Origin of the sequence: Oceanirhabdus sp. W0125-5, assembly GCF_027938815.1 — a bacterium.
In the GTDB taxonomy this organism is placed as follows: domain Bacteria; phylum Bacillota; class Clostridia; order Clostridiales; family Clostridiaceae; genus Oceanirhabdus.
This window is the reverse complement of the sequence record NZ_CP115913.1, coordinates 1865631-1885512: the sequence shown is the minus strand read 5'-3', so window position 1 is coordinate 1885512 and position 19882 is coordinate 1865631. Positions and strand designations below refer to the sequence as shown.

The following is a 19882-nucleotide window of genomic DNA, read 5'->3' as shown; positions in this document are numbered from 1 at the left end:
CTCCTAATACATATTATTCCCTATAACCAACTTCAGATTATTAGCCTAATGGGTATATGGATAATGTTAAGTTATAAACATAAATTTATATATGAATTTTATTAAAAAGTTCATTTAAACAATCTTTCTACTTTTTTGTAATTCATTTAACAAAACTTGTTCTTCAATTTGTCTTGTAACTCCACTATAACCTGGAAATATTCTTGAAGCCTCATATCCAAATTTACTAATACTTTCAAATACTTTAATACAGTCACTTTTGGGGAATTCAAATTTATATAGCAAAGTAATATTATCATCTTTATTATCAGAACAATATTTAGCAAGTACCTCATCCAAAGGTGTTCTATCTACAAGCTTCGGACCTTTGCCAGAGTACATTCCCCTTATTTCTTCTATATTACTATTCATTTCAATTTCCCAATATGAAAGCACCCCTTTTTGAGCATTTAAATTTGGATTACTATAATACGATGGGACAACAAATTTCAGAGGAATCATATCCACTGTTGGCTGTAAAAACTGTATATGCTGGGCATTTAATGCCCAAATTACAATTGTATCATTATTTATAAACTCATTTTTCACGCACTGTTTAATTGCCCCAATAGCTGCAAAATAGAAAGCTATATTAATATCCCACGTCCAATCTAACAATCTAGTTAATATTCCATAATGCTGTGCTAATGCTGCTAATTCTTCAATTTCTTTTGATATCCATTTATAATTACTCATTTGCATTAATTTTTCAGTTGGAAAACAATCCACAAAATTATCTCTAATCGATTCTATATATGGCACTTTCAAACCATTATTGTTGGCTATTTTGTAGAAATCTCTCAACAGTATATACTCTGCATGAATTTGCCATGATTCCCATTCTGATTGATCATCTATCGGCTTATTCCCTCTCCACAGTCTATCTTTATTTTCCAAACGTAAAGCCGATGGCAATAGTTTATATTTATTAGTTGGCTCACCTCTAAAAACAAATCCATTCAATTTATCACTCAGTTTTCCTGTTGGCAAGATATCTTCAAAAAAATCAAAAAAACTACTATACTTTATATTCTCAATTTTCATTGTTAAAATCCCTTCTTTATTCACAAAATTTTATATTAAATAGTCTTGTCTGTGTTTTTATCTATAAGATTTATCGGATATTTTTCTTTATGAAAGAGAAACCTTCTATAATCAGGTTATTACTATAGTTAACCTTTAATACAGCATTACATTTTTATAATTCTAGCCTTTATTTATTCCATACCTACCAAATAACTCTACGATTTTTGGTCTATATTCGATGGTACAATAGGAATCTATCAAATCAAAATACACGTTAAAGAATGTAGTCTTATATACAGATGAGTTCATCCTAACGATAACCTTGTCTGTTTTTTCCAATTACCAAATACTTAAGTACTATGTCATCAACAACCATATTTCTTACTTTCTTCTCATAAACATTCATAACTAACCTCAATGAATAATTGACTTTATAAGGATATGAACATTTATAATTACTAATAATCAATTTCACCAACCACTTTTTTTCTTGAACCCAATTCGTATTTCATTAACATATGGTTGATTTAAGAATCTTTTCTTACTCTTAACCATTAGTTTATATATTAAGTTGTTTTTATAGCGTACTTAAAAACAATATACTCATAATCTTTACTACTTTATTACTAATCTCAACTTTCCATTATAGACATTTTAATCACAATATCAAAATTTATTATACCTATTAAAACACATACAAATATGTAAATAGAACTATTTAAAATTATTCAAAGTTATATCTAATTAATTATACTTAATATTGTTACTTGTTTCAATTTTTTCATATATTATATACAATTTCCTTTATAAACTTTCATTTTTTTATTTATTTTGGGATAAGATTAATAGAAGTATATTATAAACCTTTACTTTTCAATATCTTCAGTTCTGTTTCTTAAATTAGATTCGATACATTATTGAAAATTTCATATAAAAAAATTTAGACTTAATAATCAAGAAAAAGCTATCAAATCCCACACCGATTTAATAGCTTTTCTCTTCCTCTTCTCAGTTTCTACATCCTCTAATTCTATAATTATTCTCCTTCCCCTTTATCTCTACAATCATGCCCTTACACATCTCATAAATTCTGCTGCCTATTGCTTCATCCATCTTTAATATATCATCTATTCCCTTCTCTGAACTTATTATAATAGGCATCTGGTTGATGTATCTATAATTTATTATCTCAAACATAATGTTAAGATCACTGGCTGTTATCTTACCCTTATAGAGATCATCAATTAGAAGAATCTCTGCTTTCTGATATTTCTCTAAGCTCTTTTGATAATACTCATGGTCCAGAATATTCATCTTTATATTCATCATGGTATCTCTGAAAGGCATATATACAACAGGAATTTCTCTGTTAAGAAAGTTTACAGCAAGGGCAATACTGAGATGTGTTTTTCCGCTGCCAACTTGTCCTAAAAAAGCTATTGAGTTATATCTTGTATTCTTCCGTTCATTATAGTTTCTAAAATACTCAATCCCACATTCTCTTGCCCTTTTAGTATCATAACTATAAGGTATATATGATTTAAATGTCTTATCCTGCTGTTCTATACTTACTCCTGATGCTTCCCAAAGCTTCTTTGTTTTGTCTATCTTATAACACTGGCATCTTCTGGCTTTATCATCAACAATAATCCAGGTTGTGTCGCGACATTTACTACATCTATATGATGTCATCTTCACTGGTTGCTGTCTTTTCTGATTTTCCAGAGATTGTTCTCTTATCCTCTCCACAGTTTCTATTATCCCCATGATTCCCCTCTCCTTCGCTTCTGATTTTCTCCGTGCCTATATCTTCATTATTATTTACTGAAATTCTTTTATTAATAAAATCATTATTATTAGATTCATTAATTATTAGTGTGGTATTTTCCGACTTCGATTTTTCCGGTATTGGATTCTTCAAAGGTGGTTTTTCCAACTTGCACTTTTCTTCTTTTTTACCATTCTCTTCTGATGCTTTATCTTCAGGAGCGCTGTCTTGTGAATCTTCTCCCATACTGAGAATATCAAAAGGAACCTCAAAAACTTCATACATCCAACCAACGAACTTTCCTTTCGTGTCCCTCTCCCTATGCCTCTTTATATATTTCTTCTCAATCAGTTCTTTTATCCCAGCCCTTGTCCCATCCCTTCCGTCTCTAGCATGTTTCTTGATCTCAATCTCATGGAATTCCCAATTATCAGGCCTGCTCATGAAATACATTAGGAGACCTTTGGCTTTCCAGCTCAGCCTACTGTCATAGATTCCATGTTTGTTCATCATCACATAGGGATTTTCTCTATCCTTAATAACCCTATAGGTAGCCATGTTCCCATCTCCTATCCTCTATATTACACTCATGCACTGTTCTATATCCCTCAGAAGTTTCCCCTGTGGTTTCCAACCCTTGAGATACTCCTTCGCCTTATCAAAATCCTTCTTGGCTGTGTTCCTATAGCTGTTCATTTCGAAATAATCCTTGTAATCCTTCCACACTTTGGAGAACACCTTCCTCCTGAGCTTTCTGTTTTTATATGCATTACTTTCTATACCATTCATACTCCTAACTGCATTCTCCTTTGCAAGTTCCTGAAGAACCAGCTGCTGTCCATAATCTATGGTCATCCTGTTCTCTAGTACCTCAACCCTGCCCTCAATCTCCTGACTTTTCTTATCTATTACAAATATAGCTTTCAGTTCCGTACTTAGATGTTTAAATGGATCCCTAAGTTCCTCTTCCATCTTATTAAAGGCATCGATATACTTCATCTTCCATGTTACTGCCTTTGCACCGGTGAATCCCATAACTAAAAGGGTGAACCCATCCCTTGTTAGAAAGTATTCTTTATAGAACTGTTTGTTCTGCTGATTCTGGTACTGACCTTCTATAAAGTACTTTTCCAGGTCTCCCCAATTTTGGGGAAACCCATTTTTCAGGTTCTCAATATCCCTGATGATATGATCATGTCTCTTCTCAAAATTCTCTGCAACTTCTCTGCTGCTAACAACCAACATTCCTTTATTCTCAATTACATTAATAGCTTCAATCATAATACTTACCCCCATTATCTTTTTATAAAACTATAGAACTCTCCCCTCTACTGTTACCTTCTTCAGCCATGCAATTAGCATCTCCTTGTTTATCAGGAACCTGTTCCCTACTCTGAAGCATGGAAAATCCGATTCCTTGCTGTGTGCTAGTTCCATAAGTTTATCCCGACCTATCCCTGTGTACTTATTACACTCCTGTATTGTAAGGGTTGCTTTATCTTCAATCCCTTCGATAACCTCTCTTACACTATCTTTTAATTCCTGTAATGTAAATTCCATCAGTAAACTCCCCCTTAATTCAACATTCTGTATCAAACTATATTCATCTATATGACACTAAAATAATCCATTTTGTAAACTTGTAGCTGACATTTTGTGTAATCTAAAAGTTTACATCATCTTTAAAAAACACCTCATCAATGGTAGTCTGGAAATATTCCGAAATCTTTTTTGCCTCTTGAAGAGTAAAAGGAGCCTTTCCATTTTCCTTAGAATTATAGTTACTCAAGCTTATACCAAGGATTTTACCGAACTCTGATTGGTTCATCCCTGCCAATTGTCTGTATGCTTTTAATTTTTTATACGGTGCATTCATTTTTTAAATCACCTTTCCTTTCTGTAAACTTTAAGCTTATTTAATATATTTACATTGTAGTTAAAATATGGTATACTGTCAACAATAAATTTACTATTATCCTAAATTTTTGTTTTTTTGTCATAAAGTATTCTTTAATATCAGCTAATAGTTTATAATGTTCATAGGAGGGTGTGTAATATGAACAATTTAAACTTGAGATTAAAAGAATGCCGATTATCACACGGTATTAACCAAACTGAATTAGCAAAAATCATGGATGTTTCAAAACAAACCGTTTCAAACTGGGAGAAAGGCAGCAGAATTCCTAATACAAGCATGCTGTTTAAACTAGCGGAATTTTACAGCGTGTCCACTGATTATCTTTTTGGGCTCACTAATAACCCAAAAGCCTATAAGTATTCAGATACTGATGGTTCATATTCAATTATTGTTGACGAAAACGAGTCTCATAATATAAATCCTGAAGTACTCTCTAAACTTATGGACAAGCTAAAATCTGTTGGGTTTGATGTGTCTTATTTACTTAAAGACATAGAGGAAGAGGTTTCAAAAGAAAAGCAGTGATCTTAAATTTATGTTCATTGCTTATCTATTCTTATCATGCTTAATACTCCTGGTCCTGTTCGGTTAAAGACCGGCTTTTTTTATGCAAACTTTAGTTTGCTCTTATGTATAAAAGTACAGGAGGTTGCTAATAATGAAAGAGAATACATCTGGTAGATTTTGCTTTAAAACTAACATAACTATTGATTATTTAAAAAGCAAATCACCAATTAACAGAATAAATTTAATAAATAAAAGTGTACAAGAATTCCTTGCATTATTTCTCATAAAAGTTTTTCGTGACAAAACCACTTTAAGGAGGCATCATTATGGCACGCAAAACTAATTGTGAGAAAAACGGAAAGAACTATTATAGATTAACTGTTACTCTAGGTAGAACTGCAGAAGGAAAACTTATTAGAAAAGATTTTTATGCAGAGAGTAAAAAAGAAGCAGAAAAACTCCGTGATGAATACATGAATATGATCAACAGTGGAGCCCCAATGGATTATAAGAACGTTACCCTTGGAGAGCTAATGCATCTTTGGTTATATGAGATTATGTATGTCTCCGATAGGATAAAACCCTCAACATTTGAACGTTATGAAGGTGTATACCGAAACTACATAAAGAACAGTGAACTTTATTTTGTTAATCTAAGCGAACTTAAATCCATACAGATTCAGAGATACTACAACCGTATTTACTGCAGCGGAAAAACATCATCATCCATTAGAACTCTCAACAAGATACTTAAGGCATTTTTAAATTATGCTCTTGATGAGGGTTATATCAATAGAAATCCCTGCTCTAGTAAAAAACTAGTTATCCCAGGCAGATCTGAGCTAAAAAAGGAAAGTGTTGAAGTTTTCTCTGAAAATGAAATAAAACTAGTAAAGGAAACTCTCAAAGAAGATAGACTTGAGTGCCTTATTCTTCTTGCCCTTGGCACAGGATTAAGACAAGGTGAACTTCTAGCTCTTTCATGGGATGATATAGATCTTAAAAGAATGGAACTACATGTTAACAAGACACTGAAGAGGCAGCCAGTTTTTGATGAAGATATGAAGAAGAGTCATACTTTTGTTCTTATTCCTCCAAAGTCCAAAAGTTCAAATAGAACAGTTCCAATACCATCAAGCCTTATTCCTGTTATAAAACGCCACAGGACCATGCAGCTTGAAGAAAAGTTAAAAGCAGGTTCATCATATACCAATAAGAATCTAGTTTTCTGTACTCAAACAGGCAACTTCATCAACCAAAGGAACATAATTAGAGCACATGAAAGACTGTTAAATAGAGCTGGAGTTTCCTACCGAAAATTCCATACTTACAGGCATACATATGCAACAAAATTGTTTGAAGCAAAAATACCGCTCAAAACAATACAAACATTGCTTGGACATTCTGACATAACAATGACAGCCAATATATACACCCACGTTATGCCTAAGGAGCGGATTACAGCAGTGGAGAAATTGAACCGATTGTTTGTCTAGTTTTTATTCCTTATTAAAAACTAGTGCGGGAAAAGTGCGGGAAAAACGCAAAAAATCACAAAAAAGCGGATTCCCACTATTGTGAGAACCCGCCTGTATCAATGTTTTATGGTACACCTAACAGGATTCGAACCTGCGACCCCCGGATTCGAAGTCCGTAACTCTATCCAGCTGAGCTATAGGTGCTTGTTTATGTTAATTTAAACTACTTATTTCGGCGTTACTGCGATTCTCTGCGCTGCTCATGTACTACCTCTGTACACTCCGCTGCTCGTTCATCTTGCGCCTTGAACTAATCAGCTTAAATTAACATAAACATACTAAAGTACAATATTTTTTTATTAATTCTTTATATCTGCGTTGTTGCACCTCTCTGCGCTGCTCGAGTATCATTATTTATGTATGACCCTGCTCGTTCGGCGCACGCCTTGATCTAACCACCTTAAATCAAAATAAACACTCTAAAGTATATCAAAACCTTACTATTTAATTATCATATTATTGTCAACATAATCATGTAGAGCATTATATTTACAGTATTTAAGTATAAATTATGTACCAGGAATAATCTTGGTACAAACTTAGTATCTATATTATTTAAAAATAGTTTTAAATAAAAAAATGGAGCGGGTGATGGGAATCGAACCCACGCTACCAGCTTGGAAGGCTGGAGTTCTACCATTGAACTACACCCGCATTTTTTATGGAGCGGTAAACGAGGCTCGAACTCGCGACCTCCACCTTGGCAAGGTGGCGCTCTACCAACTGAGCTATTACCGCATTATGTATGGTGCAGGTGAAGGGAGTCGAACCCTTACACCCGAAGGCGCTAGATCCTAAGTCTAGTGCGTCTGCCAATTCCGCCACACCTGCACGTCATAAGTTATTTTACTTTATTAAGTAAAATGGCTGGGATAGCAGGATTCGAACCTGCGCATGACGGAGTCAAAGTCCGTTGCCTTACCGCTTGGCGATATCCCAATATGTGGGGTGAATGATGGGACTCGAACCCACGACAACCAGAACCACAATCTGGCGCTCTACCAACTGAACTACATTCACCATATATGGGGTGGACGATGGGACTCGAACCCACGACAACCAGAACCACAATCTGGCGCTCTACCAACTGAACTACGTCCACCATATGGAGCGGGTGATGGGAATCGAACCCACGCTACCAGCTTGGAAGGCTGGAGTTCTACCATTGAACTACACCCGCAAGAAAGTGGTCGGGGTGACAGGGCTCGAACCTGCGGCCTCATGCTCCCAAAGCACGCGCGCTCCCAATCTGCGCCACACCCCGTTGACTCTTTCTTTTCGGAAACTCTTTCCCGACGACAAGGATTATTGTACACCATTCAAAAAAATAAGTCAACACTTTTTGAGAACTTTTTTATAGCAAAAATAAGGATTTTATTCATTTAAAAATAAGCATTTTATAAATAAAATGTCCAAACCCTTACGCACACCCCATATAGCAGCACGCAAGCGTGCTTAAAAACAAATTGAGATTTGAGAATGTTGGATATTTCTGCATTCGCAGAAACTACAAATTATTATTCTATAGAACATTAACTTTTAGCTTATTTTCTTTATGATAAAATATCGTATTTCAAGTGTAATTTTCATTAAAAATAAAAAGAACAAAGAAAAACTCTAAATATTTTCTTTAACCCTACGCTTTTATCAATCTAAAAGCTTTTAGTTCACTGAAAGATATCATGATTTGTTCTCTGTTCTTTGATATTTGTTCTTTATTTTTTTTATATCTCTACTATAGATGGATAAATAACGTCATCTATAATTTCAATTATCCCTATAGTTGCTGGACCCATTCTTGGATTTCCTACACTTCCTGGATTCATTATTAATACATTTTGATTATACACCTTTACAGGTACATGAGTATGACCAAAAAGTATAATATCAACCTCATTCTCTAATCCTCTGTACATAAGGCTCATAAGGCTGTATTTTACGTTGTATTTGTGTCCATGAGTCATTAATACCTTTTTACCGCCAATATGCTGAAATAGCTCACTAGGTTCCTTAGATCCAAAATCACAGTTCCCTTTCACCACGTAGAAAGGAACGTTAATATATTTTTTTAAATATTCCACGTCTCTATCATTATCCCCAAGATGAATCACCACATCACAATGTAGAATTTTTTCCACTGCACACTTCATCATGGTTCTATTACCGTGAGTATCACTTAAAACAGCTATTTTCATTACTTCTTCTCCATTAAAACATTTGAAAGTTTTTCAAGGGCTCTACTTCTATGACTCATACTATTCTTCTCTTCAGCTCCCATTTCAGCAAAGGTCATCCCCTTCTCTGGAACAAAGAATAATGGGTCATAACCAAATCCACTTCCCCCTCTATACTCCTCTATAATTCTTCCTCTTACTTCCCCTTGAACATTTATAACCTCGCCTTTATCATCAATAAAGCACATAGCGCACACAAATTGTGCCCCTCTCTCCTCTTCTGGAACACCATTCATTTCTCTTAACAATTTCTCATTGTTCTTCTCTGAATTCCCATGTTCACCTGCATATCTTGCTGAGAAAACACCTGGCGCACCACCAAGCGCATCCACCATTAACCCTGAATCATCCGATAAAACAAAATCATCATTAAATATTTCCTTAATAGCTTTTGCTTTTATTACAGCATTATCAATGAAAGTTTCTCCATCTTCCACTATATCAATATCTACCCCTGCCTCTTTAATTGAAACAACATCAAATGAAAATTTACTTAATATATCCTTTATTTCCTCAATTTTATGAGCATTATTACTCGCCACTATTAATCTTTTCATCTTATCCACCTACTATTTAAATTTATCAACTCTATTTAGTTTTTATATCATAATAAGAAACCATTGTGCTTTAGAAAAGCAAGTTGAAAGTGGAAAATTGAAAGTTGAAAACGTAGGATATTTCTCTTCGAGAAATTTTAATCATATTGTTCTTCGGACATGAATAACTTACTCGTTTCATCTTGATGAAACCTTGTATTCTAAATTACAATATTTTATCTATAGATAAAATGAGTAAACCCCTCTTGTTCTAAAGCACAATAAAATGCAGTTTTGCGGAGCAAAACCTCCATCGTTTTCCACTTTCCATTTTCAACTGTTCAGTTATGTTTTATGTCATAATGATTCTCTATTACAAATCAACAGAATCTATATATACTCGTTCTGTATATCAATAACCTTTTTAATGCTCTCTTCACCAATACTCATAAGCTGACTAAGCTCATCTTTAGTAAACGGTCTTTCTTCACCAGTTCCTTGGATTTCTATAAATTCACCTTTAGAAGTCATTACAAGATTCATATCAACTGTAGCGCTGCTATCTTCTTCATAACATAAATCACTTAATGGTTCTCCATCAACTATACCAACACTGATTGCTGCAACTTGACCATTGATTGGTGACTTTTTAAGACTTCCATCTTCTATTAATTTATTTACTGCATGACATAATGCTATGTACGCTCCATTGATTGAAGTTGTTCTAGTACCTCCATCAGCTTGTAAAACATCACAATCAATCCATATAGTTCTCTCACCTAATGCTGAAAGATCAACTACTGATCTAAGAGATCTTCCTATCAATCTTTGAATCTCCATTGTTCTTCCATCAACTTTTCCCTTTGAGGAAGCTCTTGGCTTTCTTGTAATAGTTGAACTTGGTAACATTCTGTATTCACAAGTTATCCATCCCTCTCCAGATCCTTTTAAAAATGGTGGAACTTTATCCTCTATCATCGCTGTACATAATACCTTTGTATCTCCAAACGCTATTAGTACAGAACCTTCAGCGTGTTTTGTATAGTTCGTCTGAATGCTTACCTCTCTTATATCACTGTTACTTCTATTATTTCTCATACTTTTTCCTCCTATATAGTATCATTTAGTTCAATTTTGAAAAGCTCATCTCTTTCTGGAGCCTCAACATAAACCTCTTTATCATTATCAATCAATATTGCCTCTTCTTCAGTTACTTCACCAATAACTGTTCCCTTTATTCCATTTTCTTTTAACCTCTCCACAAGCCCTTCTCCATCTTTACATGTTATGAGCATGCTCCCTGATGAGATAAACTTCAGAGGGTCAATATTAAAAACTTTACAGAATTCCTTTGTAACATCAGTTATTGGAAGAGTTTCTTTATGTACTCTAAATCCTTTACCTGATGCCTCAATTACTTCCCATAAAGCTCCAAGCAATCCACCTTCAGTTATATCATGCATTGAACTAACTCCAAAGTCCCTTGCAATCCTACCTTCTCTTAGAACACTCAATTGATCTGCATAACCCTGAGCTTCTTTTATTTTATTCTCATGAATAATATCTTTTATCTTTTCCTTATAATCAAAAGCAAGTATTGCCGTTCCTTCAAGACAAAGTTCTTTTGTTACAACTATAGAGTCCCCAACTTCACATCCTTTAGTCGCTACAGACTGGCCTTTTTTATTTTTACCAACAGCTGTACATGATACCACCATTCTATTTACTGCTGATGTTATTTCAGTATGACCACCAATAATCTCAACTTTATGTTCAACTGCTTCAGTATGTATTTCATTCATAACCTTTATTATTTTGTCATAATTTGTTCCAACAGGAGCCAATATTGTTACCATAATCCCAACTGGTTCAGCGCCGCTTGATGCTATATCATTCATATTTATATTAAAAGCAAGTTTTCCTATCCCCTCTTCTGCTCCTGTTATTGGATCAGTAGATAGTACACACTCTTCATCTCCAAAAGTTATAACGGTACAATCTTCACCTACTCCACTTTTAACTCTCACTTCTTCCCTTTGGTACCCTCTATTTTGAGAAATGAGCTCCGTAAGGTCATCCCAATTCAATTTTCCCTCATTCATTATAAATTCCCTCCGTTTTTTTTGCGTGGACAAGCACTTTTTTGATTTATCTTTCATATTATTCTTATAAGGATTATTATATGGTGGTGTGATTTTTGAAATATATAGGACCTTTTTTAAGATTAAATTCTCTTACGTTAGACAATATCAAAACCCAGATATTTCATCTCTCAAAGGAGACAATAAAAACACTAGCTTTAAATTCAAAATGCGGTATTCAAGTATCCTTTAAGGATTTCACCAAGAATATACCTAATTTTGATAATAACACAAAATCTAGCTTTTATCCACTGCTCTGCTTATACAAAAAAGCTAGCCCTAAAATAACGTTCAAACACGATAAAATGTTATGGAATGAGAGTAAATTCAAGAAGGAAGTTGATATTCCAAGTAATGCTTTCTTAACACTGTCACTTCTAGAGTTAAGCGAGTATTATATACAATTTGAGAACATAAAAAACAATAAGTATAAACTAGCTCAGATTTACAAAGAACTAGCAAAAAAACAACTAGAATTTTACGGTAATCATTTAAGAAATCAAGAGGGACTATTTGTAAATATGTTAGATGTAGCTGATCCTCTTATGGGTGATTATAAATTTGAAGATAAGGCAAGAACTTTTAAATTCTCTCACCAAGCTTTCATGATGTGCGCATACTACAAGTGCTCTCTTACACTTGAAGAGGAAGAAGGTAAATCCTTCAAATTATTTGCTTATGATATTCTTAAGATGTTCATGACACACAGAGAAGAACTCTACTCATTACCTTACAGCGAAATAGTCAAATTATGTTTAGCATTAAATATCTTCTATATTTATAGCAGAGAGTTTGAAGTTAAGACTTTACTTATGGATTTGAATGATCTGTTAAGAGATAGTCATGACGAGTATTCCCAATCTACATCAGGAAAAAAATTGGATGTGGATCTAATGCTATACTTGAACTATTACCTTATGTATAAAAATACAAGCATAACAAAGTATAAGGATGATTGTGATAAATTATTTTATAAACTAAGCAAACATTATAACAGCGATATTCAGAATCTCTTTAAAGACCCTGATAATAAAGAGGTGAGTTATTCATCAAATGAGATAATACTCTACTTTATAATGACTTATTTAACATCAGTACACAATCAAGATGATGACGACATTAACAGAATGTGTATAGGTCTATATAAGAACAGTTTTGTAAACTCTGGTATTATCCTTAGTTGGCCTGATTCTCCTAGTCTAGATGATCCTGAGAGATATAAAGACTTCTCTTGTAAAGCTGAAGACCTCTTAGATGAACAACACTTTAAACTTCCTTCTATAGGAACCCCTAAAACATTAGAGCTTGCTTCAGTTTTCACAAAGAAAATCACATATGTTAAGAAAAAAGATATGTTCAAACAAAGCAAGACAACTTTTGATAGCACAAAGAACATGCACCTTTTCTATCTTTTCATAATGCTTGAAAAATATTTAGATATTGAAAAAGAAAATAAAGAATAAAAAAACCACGATATTAATATCGTGGTTTTTTATGGAGCTGGCAATAGGACTTGAACCTACAACCTGCTGATTACAAGTCAGCTGCTCTACCAATTGAGCCATGCCAGCATACATGGCGACCCAGAAGGGACTCGAACCCTTGACCTCCGGCGTGACAGGCCGGCACTCTAACCAACTGAGCCACTGGGCCATATTGTTTTATAAAAAAATGTGGTGGGAACAACAGGGATCGAACCTGTGACCCCCTGCTTGTAAGGCAGGTGCTCTCCCAGCTGAGCTATGCTCCCACATTTGGTGACCCATAGGGGAATCGAACCCCTGTTACCGCCGTGAAAGGGCGGTGTCTTAACCGCTTGACCAATGGGCCTTGTTAAATTTTGAAAATGGAGCTGGCAATAGGACTTGAACCTACAACCTGCTGATTACAAGTCAGCTGCTCTACCAATTGAGCCATGCCAGCATATATGGCGACCCAGAAGGGACTCGAACCCTCGACCTCCGGCGTGACAGGCCGGCACTCTAACCAACTGAGCCACTGGGCCATATTGTTTTATAAAAAAATGTGGTGGGAACAACAGGGATCGAACCTGTGACCCCCTGCTTGTAAGGCAGGTGCTCTCCCAGCTGAGCTATGCTCCCACATTTGGTGACCCATAGGGGAATCGAACCCCTGTTACCGCCGTGAAAGGGCGGTGTCTTAACCGCTTGACCAATGGGCCTTGTTAAATTTTGAAAATGGAGCTGGCAATAGGACTTGAACCTACAACCTGCTGATTACAAGTCAGCTGCTCTACCAATTGAGCCATGCCAGCATATATGGCGACCCAGAAGGGACTCGAACCCTCGACCTCCGGCGTGACAGGCCGGCACTCTAACCAACTGAGCCACTGGGCCATATTGTTTTATAAAAAATGTGGTGGGAACAACAGGGATCGAACCTGTGACCCCCTGCTTGTAAGGCAGGTGCTCTCCCAGCTGAGCTATGCTCCCACATTTGGTGACCCATAGGGGAATCGAACCCCTGTTACCGCCGTGAAAGGGCGGTGTCTTAACCGCTTGACCAATGGGCCTTGCCACATGTAATAATATATCATAGCTAAAAACAACTTTCAAGCTTTTTTTCAAAGTAGATATATTAAAAATATTGTGAAAACACACAAAATTAATCATTTAGACAAACAACTTCATATATTAGCACATTCTATTTACAAAAAGAACTTAATTTTTTAATATCTTTAATGAATTAACCAGTACATTTTCTATTGCTTTTACCCATTCAATAGGTGGATTTTTTTTATTTATCAAAGCTAACATTCCAGTCATATCTAAAAGTTTGGCAAGCTTAAACCACTCCTTAGATACTTTATTTTTTCCATATGTATTATATCCATTAATAAAATTCTCATATGTACTTTTTTCTATATATTTATCTATCTCCTCTCTTTGTCTAAAGAACTTCCCTATATCATAATATATAGGTGCAGATAAACTATATTCAAAATCTATAACCCAAAGGCTGTTTCCTTTATTTTCTATTAAAATGTTTGAAGGATAAAAATCCCCATGTGAATATACATAGGTTCTTTCTAACTCCTTTAACATTTCGGTGCTTTCATCAATAAATTCAAGAATTTCATTTTTTATTTTACTATCAATATGCGTCCCTGCAACCCCATTCAAATAATATTCATGCAAGTTAGCAACAGGAATTAAACTCTTAGCAATGTCTAAATTTTTATCTAATAATCCCATCTCCTTATATTCACGCTTATGAATTAGCGCTAATATCCTACCAATATCATATGCAATATTATCAGGGAATTTTTTATTATTAATTATATATTCTTTTAGAGTAATACCATTTATATACTCCATTATTACATATGGTTTATTATAAATTGTTTTACTCTCATCAAATAAATATATATTAGGAACATTAACATATTCTTTTATATAATTGTAGGACGCTACTTCAATTTCACTGTTACCTCTACCTTCAGGATAAATTTTCAGTAAAAACTTTTTAGAGCTGTTTTTAATTTCTATAATATAATTGCTGGTACTCAACCCTTCTGGTATTAAAATATAATTTATCACTTCAAGCTTACTGTCATATTTATAAAATATTTCTTGTACTTCCTCTTTATCAATATTTATATGCTCATATAACCTAACATTTTTATTCCCCATATAGCCCTCCTTAATTCATTCTCCTAAAGAAAAATAACTGGTGATATTTATTATATCACCAGTTATTTACATACATCAAATCATTCTTTATTCTTTGTTTTTTATATCATTCCCATAAATTCTTCTTCAGTTATAGTTGTTACTCCAAGCTCAACTGCTTTATCATATTTAGAACCAGCATTCTCACCGTAAATAACCATATCAGTCTTTTTACTTACACTTCCTGCAACTTTAGCACCAAGTTCTTCTAACTTGTTCTTAATCTCAGATCTTTTGAAGTTCTGAAGAGTTCCAGTTACAACAACCGTTTTTCCTGTGAATGCACTTTCTTCTATTACGCTCTCTTCAAATTTAGGACTTACTCCTAATTCAAATAACTCTTCAATATTGCTCATTACCTTCTCATCTTGGAAGAAAGTCAGAACACCCTCTGCAACTTTATCTCCTACATCTTTTATTGCAACAAGTTCCATAAAATTAGCATTCTTGATACCTTCAAAACTTTTAAATGTAGCAACAATATCCTTTGCTGTTTTCTTACCTACATTAGGTATTCCTAATGCATATAAGAATGATGCAAGGTCACAATCCTTACTTCCTTCAATTGCACTCAATAGCTTCTCAGCTTTTTTCTCACCAAATCTCTCAAGGCTAACTAAATCTTCTTTTTTCATTCTGTATAGATCTGGTAGAGATTTTATATGAAGTTCTTCAAATAACTGACTAGCTGTTTTCTCACTAAATCCAGCAATATTCATTGCTTCTCTACATCCATAGTGAACTATGCTTTTAACCAGTTGTGGTTTACATGATAGAGAATTTTCGCAGAAATAATGAACACCATCCTGTTTAACTTTTGCACCACAACTTGGGCAAACTTCTGGAACTATGATCTCTTCTGCATCCTCATCAGTCCCCTTAACTATCCCCATAATCTCAGGAATAACATCATTTGATCTTCTAAGGAATACTGTAGCACCTACCTTAACACCTTTTCTCTCTATATCATCCATATTGTTCAGCGTTGCTCTTTTTACAGTTACTCCACCAATATCAACCGGCTCTAGAATTGCCGTAGGAGCAACCCTTCCACTTCTACCAACATTCCATTCTACTTCTAAAAGCTTTGTTGTAGCCTCTTCAGCTGCAAATTTATATGCAATTGCCCATTTAGGGAATTTTACAGTGTATCCCATTAACTCTCTAGTCTTTATATCATCAATAGCTAAAACAACACCATCTATATCGTAGTTAAGATCCCCTCTTATACTTTCAATATAATCAAGCTGTTCTTGTATCTCCTCAATAGTTCTGCACTCTACTGCATAATCATCCATAGGAAATCCTTTTTCCTCTATGAATGCTAACATCTCTCTATAAGTATCAAATCTATATCCATCTATGTATCCAATATCATAGAAATATGCTGAAAGATTTCTTCTTGCTGTTTCTTTAACATTTAAGTTTCTAAGAGCACCTGCAGCCCCATTCCTTAAGTTCTTAAGAGGTGTTTGAGATACTTTATTATACTCATCAAATGCTTCTGTAGTCATAAATGCTTCACCATGTATTTCAAACTCATAGTTACAGTTAATCTTAAGTGGAAGACTTTTAATTGTCTTAGCCTGTGCTGTTACATTTTCTCCAATTTCCCCTGTTCCTCTAGTTGCTGATGTAACCATAATTCCATTTGTATCATAAGTAGCATTCAGAGTTAATCCATCAAATTTCTTTGTTAGTATATATAACGGTTCAGGTAACTGTTCTTGATTTAAAGCATTATAATCTTTTATAAATTTAAGATTTCTTTTATGCCAATCCTTTATTTCTTCAATACTCTGAGCTTTATCTAAACTCCAAAGTCTTGCCTTGTGCTTATATTTTTGAAATTCAGGCAGCACCACATCACCAACTCTAAGTGTTGGTGAGTATGGTAATACCCTGTTTAATTCTTTTTCAAGAGCCACTAATTCATCATATAATCTATCATATTCACTGTCTGAAACAGTAGGTTCATCCAGTACATAATACGCATGACTGTATTTATTTAATAACTCAACTAATTCTTCCATTCTATTCTCTTTACTCATCTCAAATCCTCGCTCATCTATAAAAGTTTAAGTGGTGCTATAGAACTATCAAGCTTTTTAATTCCCATATTGCTGAATGCTATAGTAAGCATAGCTTTATCACCACTGTGGGCAGCAGTAATTATAGTTCCCTCTCCAAATTTAGGATGGTGTATCTTTCTACCTGGAACAAACTCCTTAGAGTTTACTTTGCTCCCAGCTGAATTATTCACAGCACTATTTGAATATGAACTTTTCTTTGCTCCTAATGCATGGGGATTATACTCTTTCTTTAAAGTTTGTGTTCTATTTGCTCCCAATCTATTAACCGCTCTGTTACCACTTCCTACAGTCTCTTTTAAGTTTAGAGGAATTTCCTCAATAAAATCTGACTGTGGATGACAACTTGTTCTACCAAATACCATTCTCTGTTCTGCAGAAGTAAGATATAACTTTTCCTCTGCTCTAGTAATGGCAACATAGCATAATCTTCTCGCCTCTTCCATCTCTTCATTACTGTTAAAACAAGCATCACTTGGGAAAATTCCATTCTCCATACCTACCATAAATACCGCAGGGAACTCTAGCCCTTTTGAAGCGTGTACTGTCATAAGCACCACACTATCATCTTCTTCATTATAATTATCAGTATCAGATACTAAAGTTGCTTGCTCTAAGAAAGCTTCTAGACTCTTATCTTCATTATTATTCTCAAAATCAACTGCTTCAGAAACCAATTCCTTTAAGTTCTCAACTCTGCTCTCATCCTCTGGATCTTTAGAATCCTTTAATGCTTTCATATATCCAGTATCCTCTAAAATCTTCTTGATTATCTGAGAAATTGTCATATCTTCTCTAAGTTCAATAAATCCATTCATAAGATTTAAGAATTTATTCACTGAACTTTTTGCTCTTGAAGATAGTCCTGGTATAAAATCTATATCCAGAATCGCACTGTAAAGACACTCATCTGTTTCCTGTGCAAAATCTCTTATTTTCTGTACTGTAGCATCTCCAATAGCTCTCTTTGGAACGTTAATTATTCTCTGCAGACTTATATCATCCTGTGGGTTATTTATGACTTTAAGATATGCCATAACATCCTTTATCTCTTTTCTATCATAGAATCTAAGCCCTCCAAGAATCCTATAAGGTATTGATGCTCTTCTGAAGGCATCCTCAAATGTTCTAGATTGAGAGTTCATTCTATATAGTATTGCGAAATCTCTATAGTGTAAAGAACTATCCTCTCTAATTTTCTTTATCTCTCTAGCAACAAAGGCTGCTTCATCTTTATCTGTAAAACCTCTATATATTCTAAGTTTCTCTCCAAGAACTTGCTCAGTTCTCAGTACTTTATCTTTTCTTTTTGAATTATATTTTATTACACTGTTTGCAGCCTGAAGTATCGCACCCTTTGATCTATAGTTCTGTTCAAGCTTAACCACCTTAGTGTTTTTAAAGTCCTTTTCAAAATCAAGGATATTTTGAATATCTGCCCCTCTCCACTGATAAATACATTGGTCATCGTCTCCAACAACACAAATATTGTTATATCCCTCTGCTAGTGATTTAACTAACTTATATTGGGCATAGTTTGTATCCTGATACTCATCCACCATTATATATTTAAATTTTCTTTGATAGAATTCAAGAACCTCAGGATTCTTCTCAAATAACTGTACTGTATTGAATATTAAATCATCGAAATCCATTGCATTATTTGCTCTTAATCTCTTAGTATATAATAAAAATACATCAGCAATCCTATTCTTTCTATAATTATCCTGAACTTGTTTCTTAAAATCCATTGCTGTCTTAAGTTCATTTTTACACTTTGATATTGTGCCTATGATTTCTTTGTCTGTTATATCCTTTTCGTCAATTCCTATCTCCTTCATGCATTGTTTAACTAATGCTTTTGAATCATAAGAATCATATATTGTAAAATTACTGTTGAATCCCATATGTTCTGCTTCTCTTCTAAGAATTTTAACACATGATGAGTGAAAAGTTGAGATCCACATCCCCTCAGCTCTCTCGCCAATAAGCTTTTTAACCCTCTCTCTCATTTCTCCAGCTGCTTTATTTGTAAATGTTATAGCTAATATGTTATATGGAAATATGTCCTTTTCCTTTATCATATGCGCTATTCTATATGTCAAAACTCTAGTTTTCCCTGAACCTGCTCCAGCTAATATAAGCAATGGACCTTCAATATGTGTTGCTGCTTCATACTGTTCCCTGTTTAATAGTTCCTTCAAGTTCAAATTGAACCCCTCCTATACTTCTTAAATTCTAAAATCCAAATATAGTTTTTCTTTAATCAATCTATCTCTTTTCAATAACTATAATTATACCACAAAAGTATATATTGTAACCATATTACAAACATTAGTTCTAAATTTATTGTTTTATTCAATTTTATTTCTTTACTACTATATCAGAGTGAA

16 protein-coding genes and 21 tRNA genes are annotated in these 19882 nt (G+C 34.1%); 3 read left to right on the top strand and 34 right to left on the bottom strand.

The window, feature by feature from the left end; translation table 11 throughout:
- Positions 1-114 precede the first annotated feature (114 nt).
- From OW730_RS08865 to OW730_RS08840, 6 genes are all read right to left on the bottom strand, one after another.
- Positions 115-1083, bottom strand: coding sequence for an FRG domain-containing protein (locus OW730_RS08865; RefSeq protein ID WP_271228668.1), 969 nt, complete (start codon positions 1081-1083; stop codon positions 115-117).
- Positions 1084-2073: 990 nt separating this feature from the next.
- The gene (locus tag OW730_RS08860) at positions 2074-2832 is read right to left on the bottom strand and encodes an ATP-binding protein (protein WP_271228667.1); all 759 of its coding nucleotides are present in this window, start codon (positions 2830-2832) and stop codon (positions 2074-2076) included.
- Positions 2744-3391 carry a hypothetical protein gene (locus OW730_RS08855; protein ID WP_271228666.1) on the bottom strand — a complete coding sequence of 216 codons (648 nt, stop codon included), beginning with the start codon at positions 3389-3391 and terminating at the stop codon, positions 2744-2746. The genes OW730_RS08860 and OW730_RS08855 overlap by 89 nt, the downstream gene beginning before the upstream one ends.
- Before the next feature lie 18 nt (positions 3392-3409).
- Positions 3410-4114 (bottom strand): Rha family transcriptional regulator, encoded by a 705-nt coding sequence (locus OW730_RS08850; RefSeq protein ID WP_271228665.1) that lies wholly within the window; start codon positions 4112-4114, stop codon positions 3410-3412.
- Between the two features lie 30 nt (positions 4115-4144).
- Positions 4145-4393 carry an excisionase gene (locus OW730_RS08845; RefSeq protein WP_271228664.1) on the bottom strand — a complete coding sequence of 83 codons (249 nt, stop codon included), beginning with the start codon at positions 4391-4393 and terminating at the stop codon, positions 4145-4147.
- A 103-nt stretch (positions 4394-4496) separates the two neighbouring features.
- Positions 4497-4709, bottom strand: coding sequence for a helix-turn-helix transcriptional regulator (locus tag OW730_RS08840; protein WP_271228663.1), 213 nt, complete (start codon positions 4707-4709; stop codon positions 4497-4499).
- A gap of 180 nt (positions 4710-4889) precedes the next feature.
- Here OW730_RS08840 and OW730_RS08835 point away from each other — a divergent pair, with 180 nt between their 5' ends.
- Entirely contained in the window at positions 4890-5276 is a 387-nt protein-coding gene (locus tag OW730_RS08835; protein WP_271228662.1) for a helix-turn-helix domain-containing protein, read from the top strand.
- Positions 5277-5584: 308 nt separating this feature from the next.
- Positions 5585-6754 (top strand): tyrosine-type recombinase/integrase, encoded by a 1170-nt coding sequence (locus OW730_RS08830; RefSeq protein ID WP_271228661.1) that lies wholly within the window; start codon positions 5585-5587, stop codon positions 6752-6754.
- A 109-nt stretch (positions 6755-6863) separates the two neighbouring features.
- Here OW730_RS08830 and OW730_RS08825 read toward each other — a convergent pair.
- From OW730_RS08825 to OW730_RS08765, 13 genes are all read right to left on the bottom strand, one after another.
- Positions 6864-6940: transfer RNA gene (locus tag OW730_RS08825), tRNA-Arg, on the bottom strand.
- Between the two features lie 436 nt (positions 6941-7376).
- Positions 7377-7450, bottom strand: a tRNA-Gly gene (locus tag OW730_RS08820).
- An 8-nt stretch (positions 7451-7458) separates the two neighbouring features.
- Positions 7459-7534, bottom strand: a tRNA-Gly gene (locus tag OW730_RS08815).
- 8 nt (positions 7535-7542) lie between these two features.
- Positions 7543-7627: transfer RNA gene (locus OW730_RS08810), tRNA-Leu, on the bottom strand.
- A gap of 33 nt (positions 7628-7660) precedes the next feature.
- A tRNA-Gln gene (locus OW730_RS08805) sits at positions 7661-7735 on the bottom strand.
- A gap of 5 nt (positions 7736-7740) precedes the next feature.
- Positions 7741-7816: transfer RNA gene (locus OW730_RS08800), tRNA-His, on the bottom strand.
- Between the two features lie 6 nt (positions 7817-7822).
- A tRNA-His gene (locus tag OW730_RS08795) sits at positions 7823-7898 on the bottom strand.
- A gap of 4 nt (positions 7899-7902) precedes the next feature.
- Positions 7903-7976: transfer RNA gene (locus OW730_RS08790), tRNA-Gly, on the bottom strand.
- Positions 7977-7983: 7 nt separating this feature from the next.
- Positions 7984-8060, bottom strand: a tRNA-Pro gene (locus OW730_RS08785).
- Between the two features lie 460 nt (positions 8061-8520).
- Positions 8521-8991 (bottom strand): metallophosphoesterase family protein, encoded by a 471-nt coding sequence (locus tag OW730_RS08780; RefSeq protein ID WP_271228660.1) that lies wholly within the window; start codon positions 8989-8991, stop codon positions 8521-8523.
- On the bottom strand, positions 8991-9587 hold the full coding sequence (locus OW730_RS08775; protein WP_271228659.1) for an XTP/dITP diphosphatase: 597 nt from the start codon (positions 9585-9587) through the stop codon (positions 8991-8993). Before OW730_RS08775 ends, OW730_RS08780 begins: the two co-directional genes overlap by 1 nt.
- A 369-nt stretch (positions 9588-9956) precedes the next feature.
- The gene (gene rph / locus OW730_RS08770) at positions 9957-10664 is read right to left on the bottom strand and encodes a ribonuclease PH (protein WP_271228658.1); all 708 of its coding nucleotides are present in this window, start codon (positions 10662-10664) and stop codon (positions 9957-9959) included.
- Positions 10665-10675: 11 nt separating this feature from the next.
- Positions 10676-11668 carry an AIR synthase family protein gene (locus tag OW730_RS08765; RefSeq protein ID WP_271228657.1) on the bottom strand — a complete coding sequence of 331 codons (993 nt, stop codon included), beginning with the start codon at positions 11666-11668 and terminating at the stop codon, positions 10676-10678.
- 95 nt (positions 11669-11763) lie between these two features.
- Between OW730_RS08765 and OW730_RS08760 the strand changes: the two genes are divergently transcribed.
- Complete coding sequence (locus OW730_RS08760; protein WP_271228656.1) at positions 11764-13170, top strand: hypothetical protein; 1407 nt, start codon at positions 11764-11766, stop codon at positions 13168-13170.
- A gap of 32 nt (positions 13171-13202) precedes the next feature.
- Here OW730_RS08760 and OW730_RS08755 read toward each other — a convergent pair.
- The 15 genes from OW730_RS08755 to pcrA all read right to left on the bottom strand — a co-directional run bounded on the left by OW730_RS08755 (position 13203) and on the right by pcrA (position 19699).
- A tRNA-Thr gene (locus OW730_RS08755) sits at positions 13203-13278 on the bottom strand.
- A 5-nt stretch (positions 13279-13283) separates the two neighbouring features.
- Positions 13284-13360, bottom strand: a tRNA-Asp gene (locus OW730_RS08750).
- A 21-nt stretch (positions 13361-13381) separates the two neighbouring features.
- Positions 13382-13457, bottom strand: a tRNA-Val gene (locus tag OW730_RS08745).
- Positions 13458-13462: 5 nt separating this feature from the next.
- A tRNA-Glu gene (locus tag OW730_RS08740) sits at positions 13463-13537 on the bottom strand.
- Positions 13538-13554: 17 nt separating this feature from the next.
- Positions 13555-13630, bottom strand: a tRNA-Thr gene (locus OW730_RS08735).
- Between the two features lie 5 nt (positions 13631-13635).
- Positions 13636-13712, bottom strand: a tRNA-Asp gene (locus OW730_RS08730).
- Positions 13713-13733: 21 nt separating this feature from the next.
- Positions 13734-13809, bottom strand: a tRNA-Val gene (locus OW730_RS08725).
- Between the two features lie 5 nt (positions 13810-13814).
- Positions 13815-13889 (bottom strand) — tRNA-Glu (locus OW730_RS08720).
- A 17-nt stretch (positions 13890-13906) separates the two neighbouring features.
- Positions 13907-13982 (bottom strand) — tRNA-Thr (locus OW730_RS08715).
- Between the two features lie 5 nt (positions 13983-13987).
- A tRNA-Asp gene (locus OW730_RS08710) sits at positions 13988-14064 on the bottom strand.
- Between the two features lie 20 nt (positions 14065-14084).
- Positions 14085-14160: transfer RNA gene (locus OW730_RS08705), tRNA-Val, on the bottom strand.
- A gap of 5 nt (positions 14161-14165) precedes the next feature.
- Positions 14166-14240: transfer RNA gene (locus OW730_RS08700), tRNA-Glu, on the bottom strand.
- A 148-nt stretch (positions 14241-14388) separates the two neighbouring features.
- Entirely contained in the window at positions 14389-15360 is a 972-nt protein-coding gene (locus OW730_RS08695; RefSeq protein WP_271228655.1) for an aminoglycoside phosphotransferase family protein, read from the bottom strand.
- Between the two features lie 101 nt (positions 15361-15461).
- The gene (ligA, locus tag OW730_RS08690; RefSeq protein ID WP_271228654.1) at positions 15462-17450 is read right to left on the bottom strand and encodes an NAD-dependent DNA ligase LigA; all 1989 of its coding nucleotides are present in this window, start codon (positions 17448-17450) and stop codon (positions 15462-15464) included.
- Positions 17451-17467: 17 nt separating this feature from the next.
- Complete coding sequence (gene pcrA / locus OW730_RS08685; RefSeq protein WP_271228653.1) at positions 17468-19699, bottom strand: DNA helicase PcrA; 2232 nt, start codon at positions 19697-19699, stop codon at positions 17468-17470.
- Between the last annotated feature and the right edge of the window lie 183 nt (positions 19700-19882).

What these genes read in the sequence shown, in the direction of transcription:
- OW730_RS08865 (WP_271228668.1), bottom strand. Translation starts at nt 1,083, where the DNA reads ATGAAAATTGAGAATATAAAGTATAGTAGTTTTTTTGATTTTTTTGAA.
- OW730_RS08860 (WP_271228667.1), bottom strand. Translation starts at nt 2,832, where the DNA reads ATGGGGATAATAGAAACTGTGGAGAGGATAAGAGAACAATCTCTGGAA.
- OW730_RS08855 (WP_271228666.1), bottom strand. Translation starts at nt 3,391, where the DNA reads ATGGCTACCTATAGGGTTATTAAGGATAGAGAAAATCCCTATGTGATG.
- OW730_RS08850 (WP_271228665.1), bottom strand. Translation starts at nt 4,114, where the DNA reads ATGATTGAAGCTATTAATGTAATTGAGAATAAAGGAATGTTGGTTGTT.
- OW730_RS08845 (WP_271228664.1), bottom strand. Translation starts at nt 4,393, where the DNA reads ATGGAATTTACATTACAGGAATTAAAAGATAGTGTAAGAGAGGTTATC.
- OW730_RS08840 (WP_271228663.1), bottom strand. Translation starts at nt 4,709, where the DNA reads ATGAATGCACCGTATAAAAAATTAAAAGCATACAGACAATTGGCAGGG.
- OW730_RS08835 (WP_271228662.1), top strand. Translation starts at nt 4,890, where the DNA reads ATGAACAATTTAAACTTGAGATTAAAAGAATGCCGATTATCACACGGT.
- OW730_RS08830 (WP_271228661.1), top strand. Translation starts at nt 5,585, where the DNA reads ATGGCACGCAAAACTAATTGTGAGAAAAACGGAAAGAACTATTATAGA.
- OW730_RS08780 (WP_271228660.1), bottom strand. Translation starts at nt 8,991, where the DNA reads ATGAAAATAGCTGTTTTAAGTGATACTCACGGTAATAGAACCATGATG.
- OW730_RS08775 (WP_271228659.1), bottom strand. Translation starts at nt 9,587, where the DNA reads ATGAAAAGATTAATAGTGGCGAGTAATAATGCTCATAAAATTGAGGAA.
- rph (WP_271228658.1), bottom strand. Translation starts at nt 10,664, where the DNA reads ATGAGAAATAATAGAAGTAACAGTGATATAAGAGAGGTAAGCATTCAG.
- OW730_RS08765 (WP_271228657.1), bottom strand. Translation starts at nt 11,668, where the DNA reads ATGAATGAGGGAAAATTGAATTGGGATGACCTTACGGAGCTCATTTCT.
- OW730_RS08695 (WP_271228655.1), bottom strand. Translation starts at nt 15,360, where the DNA reads ATGGGGAATAAAAATGTTAGGTTATATGAGCATATAAATATTGATAAA.
- ligA (WP_271228654.1), bottom strand. Translation starts at nt 17,450, where the DNA reads ATGAGTAAAGAGAATAGAATGGAAGAATTAGTTGAGTTATTAAATAAA.